Here is a 14,232-nt window from a genome sequence, read left to right on the forward strand (position 1 = left end):
TAAATTTGCAAGGTGCGCCAGAGCTAGCACATCTCCTTACATCCTCAACACGGAACTTATCACCATGAATGACGTCATCATCATCGGAGGCAGCTTTGCCGGTCTTGCCGCCGCCCTGCAGCTTGGCCGTGCCCGTCGCAAGGTTACGGTCCTCGACACTGGCCGGCAACGTAATCGCTTTGCTGCCCGTTCACATGGTGTGCTCGGCCACGATCACAAGCCGCCACAGGACATCCTGGCCGAGGCGCGGCAGCAACTGGCACGCTACCCAACGATCAAGCTCGTCAACGCTCGCGCCGAAAGCGTATCTGGCACCATCGACGATTTCTGCGTCGTCACGGATGATAACGAAAGCCTGCGGGCGCGCCGCTTAATTCTGAGCTATGGCGTCGCTGACCAGATGCCTGATATTCCCGGCTTTGCCGAAAGCTGGGGGACATCCATCATACCATGCCCCTATTGCGACGGCTTTGAAGTCGCCGACCAGCACTGGGGCCTCATCTGGTCTGGCGTACAGTCGCACAATCAGGTCAGGCTCTTCCACGACTGGACAAACAGATTGACTGTCTTTGGCAACGGTCACGACATCAGTCTCGACATACGGGCCGATCTGGCCACTCGCCAGGTACCTCTCATTGATGGCAGGATCACTGAAATCGAACCTCACGGAAGCCATAGTGCCACCATCAGGATCGAATCCGGCCCCGATGTTTCAGTCGATATTCTGTTCGCGCATCCGCGGACCAGGCCGTCCGCAAGCCTTCATGATGCACTGGGCCTCGCCACGGTCAATACGCCAACCGGCATCGCCCTCAAGACCGACGAGCGCCGCGAAACCAGCATGCCTGGCATCTACGCCGCCGGTGACCTTGCCAACCCCGGTATCCCCTCGGTCACTACGGCAGCATGGCAAGGCACGATGGCGGGTATCTTCGCTCAGCAGTCGATGCTCAGTTGAGCGCAGGCAGCATCGTTCATCCAGTTCAATTTACTGTAGACAGGAGTGCCGCCATGGCCGCGATAAAACCATTTAAACCTCTGGACGAGAAATTTCCGTTTGACCGCCAACTAGGCGTTGCGGCTGCACCTCTCGTGCTAATCAACCTCTTCGCGGTCTTGGATCCCGACGACGAAGCAGGCTTCCTGGACGCTTTCAAGGCAGCTGCCGAGGTCATAACGAAGCAACCGGGCTTCATTTCCATGCAATTACATCGGGCGATCGGCGATAGTCCGACTTACCTGAACTATGTAGTGTGGGAATCCACCGAGGCGGTTCGCGCGGCCTTCACTGATCCCGAGTTCCTCGCGAAACTTCCAGCATATCCTTCATCCGTCGTAGCCAGCCCTCATCTGTTCCAGAAGGTCGCCGTCCCCGGCTTCTGCACAGCCTGACTCCGGAAATATAGCAAAGCGCGCCCCCCTAACTGAGCCGTAAGGTCCGCTACGAGCGAGGAGCGGACCTACTGATGTTCATGGTATGACTAACCGCGCAAATCAAAGCGAGATTTTTGAAAATCGCGGTACACTTCCTGATTAGTAAAAGCTGGAAAGGTGGCTTTCTGGGCTGCTGATTTTACCGCTTCGCAATATGCTTTATTACCGTCGCTAGTTGATATGTTTAAAGCCTTACCATTCTGAGCAAACTCTATGTGTAATCGACACTTCTTCCCTTTCCAGTTTTGTGGGTCAGCCAGTTTTGCATTTATCGCTGCTCTGATCGCCCGCGCTTGCGCGCCCCATTCATCCTGATCGTCCCAGTAGCCAGAACCGCAATTAGCCCTTGCAGTGGTTTTATGGCATCCGGAAGGTTTTAATGGCGTGCATCCCGTTGCCAGACTGGCAACAAATGCCAGCATAAAAAATTTCCTTACCATTTCATTCGCTCTCACTCCCTGCACCCTCACTCCATTAAATTCGTTATGTACATTGATAGATTATTCCGCCATCACGAGTACATTTTCAACTGCCCATTCTGGCGATGACGAGGTCGTTATTAAGCAGTTACTGGCTCCCTTTTGATAACCTCATGGAGTTTTTCAATGCCCGCCTCTTAAGCGCTCTCAAAATGCCGATTATTGCGAAATTCGACAGAGGGTAGTTCCGGTAAGAAGCACGAGCTGTCTCACGCCTGAACGACTTGATGAGGCTCTTAGAATGACGCCAAAACAGCGGCAACGCCATATAAGCCAATACCAAATACAATGTGTGTAAGCAGGCTTATCAGACGTGAAAGCCATGGATGAGGTGTACGTGAGGCCGCGATACCAAAGCCAAACGCGGGTTGCAACATCAAAAACGGGGCAGTTAACGTTATTAAGCCTGTCAACACGCCAATTAACAGCGAGGGTTCATGGAGCCAGAACTTTCCGTCAAGCGAAAACGGGATAAACGCAAAAAATATACCGGTAAGGTAATGGAATATCCAGCCAGTAAGCATCTCTCCATGTATCTGCGGCGATGAAAGAATGGTGTGATGCCTGAATTTCCCCTCAGGGAGGAGTAAAACCCAGCGCCCAACCAAAGCATAATTCAATGGTGGTATTTTCAGAATGTACTTCTGAAAAAATGACCACAAATCCATAACCAGCGTTGCGCCAATTCCCGTTATGATCGTTTTGAAAATAATATCCAAAGTCCACTTCCTTTTATCAGTGAAATGATAAGCTGATAATCAGTGTGCAACTTAAAGTGCGGTTTAAGTCAACAATGAAAGAACTGGATATCAGAGAAGTCGCCAACCTTACGGGAGTTACACCATCGGCGTTGCGATATTACGAAAAGAAAGGGCTTATTAAACCTATTGGTCGTAATGGCCTTAGGAGGCAGTACAACGAGATTGTGGTCAATAAATTGCAATTAATCGATCTGGGACAGGCAGCAGGTTTTTGTCTTGATGAGATTGCCGACATGTTCAGTGAAGACAACAAACTCATACTCAACAATGTTCTGCTTCTTCAACGAGCAAAGGAGATCGACAGTACCATCCGCCGGCTCCAGTTGTTAAGCCAGGGACTGAAGCATGTTGCTTGCTGTTCGAAAAGCGTGCATTCCGAATGCGAGGAGTTCAAAAAGATTGTCTCAAAAGGACTTCGGCTCGTCATATAAATGACGATTAACGAATCGGGCACGCCTCAGGATACCAGGCGGATTAACAAAAGAGTTGTGAAGTCTCCAGCAGCAAAAAGTGGACGACATTACCAGTGGGAAGCATCGCTGTTAATATCTGGACAGTTCATGCTCCCCCCGTGTGACATTTTTCATAGACAATTAAGAAGGGCTATTCATGGCTGCTGTTGAGGAATTGAAAGTGAAGTATCCAGGTGCAAATGCCTGGCAAATGGGTGACAGCCAGGAACTGGCCAGTGAGCTTGCGGATCTGATTAAAAAAGGGATCAAAACAGCCTCTTGCGGATCTTTTGCCTCTTATCAGCAGGAAGAGCCTGCGCCGAAAATTGGGAGCTATAACATTATCCTTGATGGCCAGAGCATCCCGATCTGCGTAATCAGGCTGGTTTCAATGCGACTGGTTCGTTTTTGTGATGTTACTGAGGAGTTTGCCCGCAAAGAAGGTGAAGGCGATTTAAGCCTTGAATACTGGCAGAAGGAACATCAGCGGTTTTTCACCCGCGAAGGGTATTTCTCTGAAGAAATGGAGCTAATTACAGAAGAATTTGAAGTGGTTGAACTACTGTAAGATGAGCTAAACGATCTTGCGTTCAATCCCCTGCTCTTTATAACAACTCCCGCTTCTGGCACAAAGCGGACCGACATAAGAGCCGCAAGGTTTGCTAAGAACGATAGGCGACCCCACAAGCTTACAATGAGTGCGGAGTAATGCCGGTATTTCAGGCCAGACCGTCGGCTGTTTAACTTCCCCAGAAATCGTTTTCTGCGGTGCGCTCCTGGGACCTTATCCGCTCCCCGCATCAGGAGTCCCCTGATGGAATACCAGTTTCCATTGCCCGCTCCCGGCCCGCTCCCAACACGAAGAGCGCAAAGTCGGGCGAGTGCCGTCCGCATTGAATGTCCTGTAGTGCAATATCGCGACATCCTCTCTTATTTGGATGAGCTGAAAGTTGCTGCTGAGAATGTTCGGGATAACTGTTTCGGCAGAAAGTGCCTCTATTGTCTGCGAACGATCGATCAACACACCTGATCGTGTCATTTCTCTGAACTGGTCGTGAAGTATCTGTTCAAGCCATTCACGATCGTTGCGTCTGCTGCCATGAAGCGTGCGTTCCAGCGTTTTCAACTGTTCCAGAAGCATGGCATTTACCCTCATTCAAATTCGACTGTCAGTTTCATGGCCATAAATGTTTTGCGGCAACTCGTCCGCCAGCATGTGAAGTGTCGTCTTCAGCCATTTGGTTGCCCCTCTCTGGCCACTGCGTTTATGCGAGTAAATCTTTACTTCAAACGGGCTTATGGTGAACGGCAATGAAAAAATCTGAATACTGGCAGCATGTTTCAGCTTCTCAGCAGCAAAACGGGGAATGGCCATTAGCAGGTCACTTTCCGCAACGATAAACGGGGCACTCAGCATGGATGGCGTCTTAAGCGCTATCTGCCGCGTATATCCCAACTGCTCAAGCCGTAAATCCAGTACACCCTGTTTTTCGTTCCAGGGGGTTATCACCAGATGCCGTGCGGCAAGATAATCTTCCAGCGTCAGCTGTGTTCGGCGGGTATTGCTGATGACAACATACTCATCCTCAAACCAGTTTATCTCGTCCAGTTCATTGTGGCGGATATCGTCGGGTGTACTGAATCCCAGCGCCAGATCCACTTCTCCTGCCAACAGTTCGTTCAGCGCCGGGCTGTGTGGCAAATAGCGTAAATCAAAGCGCAAGCCAGGCGCTTCCTGCTGCAGTCTCTGCATCAACGTCGGGAAAATGCACAACGCGGTAAAGTCCGTAATCGCAATCTGGATCCGCTCCGTGCTTTCGCAAGCCACGAACGCCGGTTGTACAGTCAGCTCCTGATTGAGAAATTTCAGTGCTGATGCAATAGACGGCGCGAGCTGGGTAGCATACACGCTTGGGCACATCCGGTGGCCTTCCCGGTAAAATAGCGGGTCATTGAGCGCAATACGCAGTCGGGACAGCGCGTGGCTCAACGCAGAGGTGCTCATCGCCAGTTCATCCGCGGCGAGGCGAACGGAACAGTGCCGATAAATGGCGTCAAAAATGAGCAGCAGGTTTAAATCAAGACGTCGTAGCGCTGGATGCATAATATTCATCATGGGGTGATTTCATTGCACTTAATTCTTCCGACAATACCCCCTATGCTTAACGCCATCAATAACGATGCCTTGCAAAAAAGACAGGAAAACATATGAGTATCAGCCTTCGCCAGGCCCGCCCGGAAGATGCCTCCGCTATTTACGATATGATTTATGAGCTGGCGGTTTACGAAAAAGCCCCGCAAGAAGTGGTCACCACACCGGATGAGATTCGCGAAACACTCTTTGGCGACGGCAGCCATACCGAAGCATTAATCTGCGAGATTGAAGGGAAAATCGCCGGATACGCCGTGTTCTTCACCAGCTACTCCACATGGCTTGGACGTAACGGTATTTACATGGAAGATTTGTATATTTCCCCCGATTATCGCGGCAAGGGCGCGGGAAAAGCGATGCTGAAGAAAATTGCGCAGTACGCCGTGGAACGGCGCTGCGGACGCCTTGAATGGAGCGTACTGGACTGGAACCAGCCCGCAATTGATTTTTACCTCAGCATTGGCGCATTACCTCAAAACGAATGGGTACGGTATCGCCTGGAGGGTAACGCGCTGTTGAACTTTGCCGAATAACGCGACCGTGTTGCAGCAAATTGCAGATGCAGGCTGCTTCTGTTGAGGGGCAGTCATGTTCGCGTTGAGGGGAGTATCAGGAACACATTGATCAGGCTTCGGGCCTGTTCAACCGCGGCGTGGGCGTCGGTGGAGTATTTCTTCGACATAATGGTCAATGGCAATATTGTGCTCACGGCTCACGCGCGAAATGAATATGTGCAAAAGCGCCAGCGATGCGTGGAGTGTGACTGCGACCAGATTGTCGAAGTCTTTCTGAGTGAAACGGTCATTCCCCTTCAGTGTCGAATGCTGGAGCAAGGTGTGGGCCGTGATCTCGAGGACGGCTCGCCTGTAATCGCTCGACAGCAGGACATCCAGATCGGTCTGGCGAAGATCAAACGTGAAGTTAAAACTGACAAATCCGGAATCGACCGTCAAAGAGTAGGTCAGTCTGTCACCCTGTTGCTCAACGTACGGTTCATACCCCTCCCCCATCAGCCGTTGCGACTGCATATCGCCCTCTCTTCTCTTCCAGGCGCCAGGCACACGTGTTGACCAGGGAGCGTCACCGCAGGATTAAACAAGTGTTTCACCCGCTTTGATTGATTGACTGATAAAGGGCGCGGGCTTTCCAAAGAGATATCCTTGTGCCAAATCACACCCTAAACGTTGAAGGCACAACAGTTGATCATTGGTTTCAACGCCTTCAGCAATAATTATCATATCAAGGCATTTCGCCATGCCGACCATTAATTTTGCGATGGTCTGAGTTTCTTCATCCGTGGATATTGTTCGCACAAACGATTTATCGATTTTTATTTTATCAAAGCCTAACTGAATCAATCTTGAAAGGGAGGAATAGCCCGTACCGAAATCATCAATAGAGATTTTTATGCCCAGCACTCTGAGTGCCATAAGGATTTCGATGGGGGTTTCACTGTCGGTAAACAGCGAAGATTCCGTCACTTCCAGTTCGAGTCGGGTCGCGGGCAACCCCGTTTCGGCCAGCACTGCGCGTACTGTATCGACAAAATTCATACTGCTTAACTGCACCGGAGACACGTTGACAGAGATCCTTGCCGGCACCTTCCATGTCGTCGCTTCCTTGCAGGCGATTTCAAGCGCGGCTTTGCCTATCTCATGGATGAATCCCGTTTTCTCTGCTACCGAAATAAAATCATCCGGCGCAATGATGCCCTTAACGGGATGATTCCAGCGCAGAAGGGCTTCATAGCCATATATTTCAGTGGTGTACGAATCAACAATCGGCTGATAGTAAACGACCAACTCTTTATTTGCGACTGCCACTGATAAATCACGCTCCAGGGTTCTGCTTTCCTCGAGCTTTTGCAGCATAATGCGGCGAAACACTTTGATCATGTTTAAGCCTGCACGTTTAGCTTCATACAGAGCCAGATCGGCAAACTTATAAAGGTAATCTGAACGTCGTTCTAACTCTGAAACAACAATACCGACGCAGGTACCAATGGTGACGTTAGAGTTACCTATTATGTAAGGCTTTTTAATGCACTCACAGATTTCCATGGCCAGATTAACGGCACTTTCTTCCGTCAGCTCATGAGACAATAATGCAAACTCGTCGCCCCCGAGGCGATAGAATGTATTTGTTTCGTTGCTCATGGAGGATAACCGGTGCGCAACCTCACGCAATAACAGATCGCCGGCATCGTGACCAAAGCTGTCATTGACTTCTTTAAAGCGATCGAGATCAAACAACATGACCGTGACTGGCCTGTGTATGCGGCTCGCTATCGAGATGTTATTAATAAGATCATCCCAGAAATAAAGCCTGTTTTTAAGCCCCGTCAACGAGTCATGGTAAACGTCATACGCCAGTTTTTTATTCTGTTGCTGGAGTATTTCCTTCGATTTCTGAAGTTCATTTGCCAGGCTGGTAACCTGTCGGTGAGTTTTAAGTATCTTCCTGTTCTGGCAGACGTTTAAAACACCCAATATCGCACTTAAAATAATCAGCAGAACCGAAAGGCCTGAATAGATACGATACAGGTTTTGTATATTCTGGTTTGTCTCGTTGATGGAGTTAACATCATTGGAGAGTGCACTGGATGAAAACTGGCTAAGGGCGGAATCAAGCGCATACATTTTCTCAAGATAATCAGCAAGTTGAGCGCGACTCATCCCTTCCAGATGATGATCAAGGTAATCAAGCGTTTCATGCAGGTTTTTTGCCAGTGCATTATGGTTTTTATTCGACTTTACATATTTCCCTAAATCGCCTTCTTTCAGTAACTCACGCTGGCTAAGCATGATCTCCAGCCGCATGCGGAGATCGTCCATGGTGATATCAGGATTATTGTCAGAATAACGGCTGATCCAAGACTCCAGCCTGTAGTATTCTGAAACCATCTGAGACACAGACCAGGAGTCCTTATAATGGTTGAGTTTTTGCAAATCCTCCTGCCGCTCATGCAAAAGAAATGAAATATACCCGGTTGTAATGAATAGGAAAAATATAATGCCTACCAGGATCCTGTTCATGCATTTCTCCAGATTATTACTCTACGACCATTTTGCTAATCTGCCATGCTGATCTCGAGTAATAGACCTGGTTATCCAACTCTTTGTTACTTTCATAAGGATAGACAATAAACAGAGGGCCCTTGTCGCGAACGCGCATATATTGGCCGTTCATTTTTATTGCAAGGATCACGTTATATTTTGTGAAGTCTTCAATGGGAATTTCAGTCGTATAATCATTGAGCGCGGTTACACTCAGAACAGTGCCTTTGGCGCCGACCAGTTCCATGAGTTTTTTCATGGGAATACCCTCAAAGCTTGTCTGGTCATTATACCATGGGTTACGGGTACGCATGGTAACGAGGCCGATTTTTTCCAGGCCAGCGATATCAAAGACTGCAGCGCCATTTTGATTACTATTCTCGATTTTCCCGGAGATGGTTAACACGGGTTTCCCTTCAAGCTTAGGGAGTTCCTTCCCCCAGGAACAGGTCGAAATAATCAAGAAAAGTAGGGTGATTGCCATTCTCATGCGCGATGACTCCAATAAGGAAATAGGTATGTCTTGTCGTCTATTCTGACACAAATTGTTACCAGCCAACCAGATAAGACTCCAGGACGAAACGGTCCCGTTATACTCTCGTTTAACGGTCCATGACAGCCATCCCGACGTTGTTGCTTGCCGTATCGTCATTAACAAAGATTAGCCTTCAGACGTGTCCCTGTCTCCCTTTTACACCATGATAATATGAGACAGAGCAGGTTATTAAAATTGGACGAAGGCGGAATTTGAAAAAATTGTCGTTTCTAATCCCCCGTTGCGTCTTAAACGGTCAGAATTTGTGCGGAGTGGTCAATTATTGCTACGGAATACCCTCAGGAGAGGTGCACATTGCGCCCTTATAAGCAGGTTAAAAGGGCAATGTCGTGCTATCGAGCGATCAATCCGACACAAGAATATTGTCGATCACCGGCTGGACGATTTGCTGAAATACTTTCGCGTCGTTAAACGCGCGTGCGGCTAACATGGCACCATGTACCGTTGCCATTAACTGCCCCGCCTCGCTGGCGTGGGTTGACCGGACAGTAAAGCATTTTTCCCTTTCTCCTCTCTGAAGCAACTCCGTCAGCCAGCCAGAGAGATCGGCGAAATGTCCCGTCACTTCCGAAGCGACTTCGGGCGGCAACGTCGGCAGTTCGGCGGCAAGCATCGCGCAGATACAAAATGGCGCAGAACCGTCCTGGATGCATTTGGCCCAATAATCGGCATAGGCCTGAAGTTCGGCAACCGGATTATTTAGTTGATGGCTTAATGCCTGCATTCCGGCGCGGGCCTCCTGGCGATACTCGCTCACGACGACCCTTACCAGCTCCGCCTTGCTTGAAAAATGGTGGTGAATACTCGCCTTGCGAATATTCACCTTTTCAGAAAGGTCGGCAAAACTGAAGCTTCGGTAGCCACCGGTGGTAAGTAATTGTCGGGTGAAAAATACAATGTCGTTTGCTTTCTGTGAACGTTCGGTGGACATAGCCGTAACCCATTGTCAGTATACAGATCAATAAGATATCAGAGAGCAGAGCGAAAACCTACCGACAGGCCGCCTTTACTGCCGCCGTCTGCCGGTCCCCGCCATACTGTCAAAGACGCTATCTCGCAGCACTAACGCATGAAAAAGCGCGGCCGCCAAATGCAGCATCACGGTAGCAAATAGCATCAGCGCAACCAGAGAGTGCAATGGCCGCAGAATGGCAAACCAGTCGTTATTCACCGGAACAATGGGTGGCAAAACAACCCCGCCCCCGAGGGTGATGGGGTACCCCGCCGCTGACTGCATCGCCCAGCCAATCAGGGGCTGAAGGAACATCATGATGTATAACGCCCAGTGTGAGAGATGCGCTATCAGGCGCTGCCAGGCCGGTATGGAAGCCGGTAGCGAAGGGACGGAGGTATAAAACCTCAGCCATAGCCTGACCACCACCAGAACCAGAATCATCAGCCCCAGCGGTTTGTGGATCGCCACCAGCAGGGCATGTTTCGACGAAATGGTTGAAACCATCGCGATGCCGATAAACAACATTGCCACGATAGCCGCTGCCATGAACCAGTGCAGAATGCGCAACGCCGGATGGAAATAAGCAACCTGTTTCATAAGCCAGCTCCTGACTGTCGGGACTGTTCACGGGTACGCACATTGTAGGATTTGGCATAGGCCGCCGAGCGCGCATTCAGTAAAGGATCGTCCGAAGGGGCAATGCCATCGGGCAAAATCAGCGGATCGTAGTTGATGTCATTGCACGGACCGTTTTGCTGCGGTGTTGCACGCGTCAGCACGAGCATGCCGGCATTGATGGTTTGCCGATCTTCAGGCCAGACCTGGCTTGCATCGTTGCCCGGATCGCCCGGTTTAGCGACGGTAATCATCAGATCCCATTTCAGCGGCCCTTGCTTCAGGCGCTCTTCAAGATCGTGTTGCAGAAAATCTTTATCATTTTTATCCGCCTCGCTCATCGGCTGAGAGCCAATATGCGGCACCATACTCCAGCGGACCAGATGCTCTTTACCCGTTTTATCAATAAAGCGAAATGCATTCAGGCTATTAAAGCGATCGCTTGCCCAACTGGATGAAGGTACATACTGCTTTGCCCAGGCGAGGTAGGGTTGCATCTGAGGATGCGCGATCACAAACGCCTTAAGCTTATCGGGGTTGGGTTTACCGGTTGCCGGATCGGGCAGAGTCAGGTTTTGCAGCGCATAGAAGTCTTCAACGGTAGAGACCGGAAAGCGTGGCATCGCGTTCATGCCTGTTCGCCACTGCTCGCCGTTGCTCTGCCTGAATTGCAGCGCCATGCTGCGCACGGGAACGGCATAATCCGGCGCTTTTGGGTTACCCCCTGCGATGGCGAAACGGCCCGTAACTGGCGTTTCGCCAGGGGCAAATAGCGCTGCTCGCGATAACGAACTGACATGGCCGTTAGAGATAAAATCCCCCACCACGCACACGCCCTTCGCGTGATTGCGGCGAAAACCGGGATGTTCCCCACCCGATTTCTGCAATACCGAAACCAGTTTGTCAGACGTCAGACGATTCGGCGTCAGCCAGCCGCCTGACCAGAGAAACAGCGCTATCAAGACAAGGGGAATAATCGCGACCAGGCACAGGCGGACTATTTTTTGGCCGGTGGAAAGTGAAGTGTTCGTCATATTTTTGCTCACACAGTGAATACACAATCAAATACGCGAGAACGTATTCCTGAAAACATTAAGCACGTCTTTCGCTGCTGGCGTGATAACTCGCCCATTAAGACGCGCCACAGGATGAATGAAGCAGGATTTTTTTAACTGTAGCCCAGAGCCGCTCTTTATCTCTGTCACGTACTTTTTCATGCTGAATTTCTCGCATGAATGCCGCTTTATCGGCCCCGGAAAAGCCGCCCTCCGTTTTTAATTTCCGGGCGATACTGCGAAGCGTTGATTCATCGGCATGGGCAATTTTTGCTCTCACCGCAGAGAGCGGCATCGGTGTCCTCGGTGTGTCTTCTTCCATCAGCCAGTCGGCACAATGGAAATGCTGGATAGCCTTCGCAATGTCCATCTGCAGTTGAATGAAAGACCTGACGCTCTCTCTTTCCAGCCCTGACGCGTGGGCGACAGCAAAGGCTCTTTCAAGCACGTCCCGTTCCTGTTCAGGGTCAGCAATTGCCTGACCCTGCTGCGCCTTATACGCCGCAACCTCTTTCATCAGGCAAAAACGCAGGTTGATACTCATGCCAGGGCCGGAAAAAACCTCGGTCGCTGTCGTTGTTTCCGCAATGCCATCTCCCTGAATGGATGGCCCTGCCGCTAACTCATGCTTTTTCTCCATTACCGATCTCACTTATCGCATAGGTAAAAAAATAACGTTCTCAGGCCCGGATCCGGTTGGCTGGAAAGCGAACGAAAACCAACCTACCAGTTGGTAGGTTGAGTGTCAATTTCATCACTCATTTTTTACTCAATGCTGGATGCCATGTTTGTTCGGAATGGTTTTCAAAAGAATTCGGGGTAAGTCAGGCAGCCGAAACGGCGAGCGAGGGGAACGAAGAGAAGTGAACAGTACTCAGAAAAATCATGCGGGCAGGAATACTGCATCCTGCCCGCATACCGGCCATACGGTCATTCCACTCCCCCAGCAAAAAAAATCGTATGGCGAGTTATCTTAGGCGTGAACCATATCTGCACAATACTGGATGCCAATACCGAACGCTCCGCCATGTTTCTGGCTGATCGAAGTGGTCAGATCGTAGGTTTCATGACGTGCCCAGTCACGTTGCAGTTCAAGCAGGTAAGTCAGGGCAGTAATCGGCTTTGCGCCAGCCTGAATCATGCGTTGCACAGCGCGTTCATGAGCTTCTGCACTCATGTCACCGCTGGCGTCTGTGACGATATAGACGTCAAAACCTTGCTCAATGGCAGACTGAACCGGACCATTCAGACAGACCGAGGTCCACAGACCTGCAAACACCAGGCGGTCGCGCTCCAGTTTGTTGACGGCATCAACAAAATTACCATCTTCCCATGCGTTTGAGGTGGATCGGTTAACGTACGACGCGTCATCCGGGAATACCGCTGAAACTTCAGGAAATACCGGGCCCGCAAAATCATGGCGTGAAATCGTCGAAACAAGGGTCGGAATATTAAACCCCTTACCTGTTTCCGCGAGCACTGCGGTATTTTGCCTCAGCAGGCCGATATCAATATTTTTCACATTGAACGCCATCTGGCTCTGGTGATCCAGCAGGATCAGCGCATGGTTTTCCGGGCTTAACAGATTTCTGGCCGCTGCAGGTGTTGCTTTAATCGTCATAATAGTTTCCGCGATGTTTGTTTAAATTTATCAGTGTATTAATGACCTGATTCGTGAACACGAGAAAACTATACAAAACGAAATATTCTTTTGTCCGTTCATTTTTGCAAAGGGCTTATTGCAAAAATGAACGCTGTGAAATATTAATGAATTTTATATGAAAAAAGGAATTAATATGTCTGTCCGAATATTCTCTTTCTGTTCTCTGCTAAATAGTGGGAACAGTGATTCATAAATTCCCTTATTTTTGCTGATTTCCTCACATCAGGATGCGCGAGTAGCCAAATGTCTTCACCCAGTCCCTCCACGATGGGGCTAATCTGAGCCAGTTTATCTATCTGATTGCCATGCATGCAGGGTAACAAACCGATCCCAATCCCGCTTGAGATAGCCGACGCAACACTGAGAACGGAGTCGCCGCGAAAGGTGATATTTTTCTCGGGAATATTTTTTTCAATCCACAGAAAGGCGTTTAACTTAGACATTGCGTAATGGAAGGAGACCCAGCGATGCTCCGTGAGCGCCATAGCATTGACTTGCTTTTTTTCCCATTGTTCACGTAAACCATACACTGCCCAGAACGCCGATCCCACCTTGCGGCCGGAAAGATGCTCCGGAATGTCTCTGGTGGCTCGAAACGCGATATCCGCCCCGCCATCGAACAAATTGACGGATTCATTTCCTGTCGAGACCTGAAAGGTAATGTGGGGATTTACCCGGCTAAATGACGCGATCAGCGGGTTAAGGTAATCCTGCAAAAGGGCATCCGACGTGGTGACCCTTATCTCCCCCGAAAAACCGCATTCATCCTCTTCAATGTTCTGTAGAACATAGTGGATATCCTCTTCAATGCGGTGTCCCAGGGCGATCAGCGCGGTTCCGGCTTTTGTCGGAACGTAGTGGGTGCGGCGACGCAGAAAGAGGGCTAATGCCAGCGACGTCTCAATGGCCCCCAACCGACGAAACAAGGTGGAATGATTGATGCCCAGAGCATCTGCGGCGCGTGACAGATTACCGTGCTCACCTACAGCCATAACGGTTTTCAAATCATCCCAGGAAAAGTTCTGGGAGGTCATTTTCTTCATACTCTTTAAAT

At 49.9% G+C, this 14,232-nt stretch carries 18 protein-coding genes; 5 read left to right on the forward strand and 13 right to left on the reverse strand.

Translation table 11 applies throughout. The features are described 5' to 3' along the window. The first annotated feature begins 64 nt into the window (after positions 1-64). On the forward strand, positions 65-958 hold the full coding sequence (locus L466_RS04760; protein WP_032681458.1) for an NAD(P)/FAD-dependent oxidoreductase: 894 nt from the start codon (positions 65-67) through the stop codon (positions 956-958). Positions 959-1,011: 53 nt separating this feature from the next. Continuing rightward, positions 1,012-1,392, forward strand: coding sequence for an antibiotic biosynthesis monooxygenase family protein (locus tag L466_RS04755; RefSeq protein ID WP_032681459.1), 381 nt, complete (start codon positions 1,012-1,014; stop codon positions 1,390-1,392). Between the two features lie 89 nt (positions 1,393-1,481). On the opposite strand, the gene L466_RS0122655 is transcribed toward L466_RS04755, so the two are convergent. After that, positions 1,482-1,856, reverse strand: a complete 375-nt coding sequence (locus L466_RS0122655) for a cell envelope integrity TolA C-terminal domain-containing protein (protein WP_032681460.1) — start codon at positions 1,854-1,856, stop codon at positions 1,482-1,484. A gap of 293 nt (positions 1,857-2,149) precedes the next feature. Beyond that, complete coding sequence (locus L466_RS04750; protein WP_032682041.1) at positions 2,150-2,626, reverse strand: DUF2938 domain-containing protein; 477 nt, start codon at positions 2,624-2,626, stop codon at positions 2,150-2,152. A gap of 80 nt (positions 2,627-2,706) precedes the next feature. On the opposite strand from L466_RS04750, the gene L466_RS04745 reads away from it, so the two are divergent. Both L466_RS04745 and L466_RS04740 read left to right on the forward strand, forming a co-directional pair. Next, positions 2,707-3,105 (forward strand): MerR family transcriptional regulator, encoded by a 399-nt coding sequence (locus L466_RS04745; protein WP_032682042.1) that lies wholly within the window; start codon positions 2,707-2,709, stop codon positions 3,103-3,105. A gap of 178 nt (positions 3,106-3,283) precedes the next feature. Continuing rightward, a complete protein-coding gene (locus L466_RS04740) occupies positions 3,284-3,694 on the forward strand; it encodes an ASCH domain-containing protein (protein ID WP_032681461.1) in 411 nt (136 codons plus the stop codon). 216 nt (positions 3,695-3,910) lie between these two features. Here L466_RS04740 and L466_RS04735 read toward each other — a convergent pair whose 3' ends face one another. Then, positions 3,911-4,267 carry a nuclear transport factor 2 family protein gene (locus tag L466_RS04735; protein WP_032682043.1) on the reverse strand — a complete coding sequence of 119 codons (357 nt, stop codon included), beginning with the start codon at positions 4,265-4,267 and terminating at the stop codon, positions 3,911-3,913. Positions 4,268-4,282: 15 nt separating this feature from the next. Further along, complete coding sequence (locus tag L466_RS04730) at positions 4,283-5,242, reverse strand: LysR family transcriptional regulator (RefSeq protein WP_020885050.1); 960 nt, start codon at positions 5,240-5,242, stop codon at positions 4,283-4,285. A 92-nt stretch (positions 5,243-5,334) separates the two neighbouring features. On the opposite strand from L466_RS04730, the gene L466_RS04725 reads away from it, so the two are divergent. Continuing rightward, entirely contained in the window at positions 5,335-5,811 is a 477-nt protein-coding gene (locus L466_RS04725; RefSeq protein WP_014169039.1) for a GNAT family N-acetyltransferase, read from the forward strand. 108 nt (positions 5,812-5,919) lie between these two features. Here the strand turns inward: L466_RS04725 and L466_RS04720 are convergent, their stop codons facing one another. From L466_RS04720 to L466_RS04680, 9 genes are all read right to left on the reverse strand, one after another. Then, positions 5,920-6,306 carry a hypothetical protein gene (locus L466_RS04720; protein WP_032681462.1) on the reverse strand — a complete coding sequence of 129 codons (387 nt, stop codon included), beginning with the start codon at positions 6,304-6,306 and terminating at the stop codon, positions 5,920-5,922. Between the two features lie 63 nt (positions 6,307-6,369). Beyond that, a complete protein-coding gene (locus L466_RS04715; protein WP_032681463.1) occupies positions 6,370-8,313 on the reverse strand; it encodes a putative bifunctional diguanylate cyclase/phosphodiesterase in 1,944 nt (647 codons plus the stop codon). 16 nt (positions 8,314-8,329) lie between these two features. Next, positions 8,330-8,824, reverse strand: coding sequence for a putative pterin-binding protein (locus L466_RS04710; RefSeq protein ID WP_020885054.1), 495 nt, complete (start codon positions 8,822-8,824; stop codon positions 8,330-8,332). Positions 8,825-9,233: 409 nt separating this feature from the next. Beyond that, positions 9,234-9,821 carry a TetR/AcrR family transcriptional regulator gene (locus L466_RS04705; RefSeq protein ID WP_032681464.1) on the reverse strand — a complete coding sequence of 196 codons (588 nt, stop codon included), beginning with the start codon at positions 9,819-9,821 and terminating at the stop codon, positions 9,234-9,236. 75 nt (positions 9,822-9,896) lie between these two features. Beyond that, complete coding sequence (locus L466_RS04700) at positions 9,897-10,442, reverse strand: cytochrome b (protein WP_032681465.1); 546 nt, start codon at positions 10,440-10,442, stop codon at positions 9,897-9,899. Further along, positions 10,439-11,494, reverse strand: a complete 1,056-nt coding sequence (locus tag L466_RS04695) for a catalase family peroxidase (RefSeq protein ID WP_032682044.1) — start codon at positions 11,492-11,494, stop codon at positions 10,439-10,441. Before L466_RS04695 ends, L466_RS04700 begins: the two co-directional genes overlap by 4 nt. A gap of 97 nt (positions 11,495-11,591) precedes the next feature. After that, the gene (aroQ, locus tag L466_RS04690; RefSeq protein WP_032681466.1) at positions 11,592-12,155 is read right to left on the reverse strand and encodes a gamma subclass chorismate mutase AroQ; all 564 of its coding nucleotides are present in this window, start codon (positions 12,153-12,155) and stop codon (positions 11,592-11,594) included. A gap of 333 nt (positions 12,156-12,488) precedes the next feature. After that, entirely contained in the window at positions 12,489-13,136 is a 648-nt protein-coding gene (locus L466_RS04685; RefSeq protein ID WP_032681468.1) for an isochorismatase family protein, read from the reverse strand. A gap of 170 nt (positions 13,137-13,306) precedes the next feature. Then, on the reverse strand, positions 13,307-14,221 hold the full coding sequence (locus tag L466_RS04680) for a LysR family transcriptional regulator (protein ID WP_032681469.1): 915 nt from the start codon (positions 14,219-14,221) through the stop codon (positions 13,307-13,309). Between the last annotated feature and the right edge of the window lie 11 nt (positions 14,222-14,232).

It is taken from the genome of Enterobacter sp. BIDMC 30, from assembly GCF_000534355.1.
In the GTDB taxonomy this organism is placed as follows: Bacteria; Pseudomonadota; Gammaproteobacteria; order Enterobacterales; family Enterobacteriaceae; genus Enterobacter; species Enterobacter ludwigii.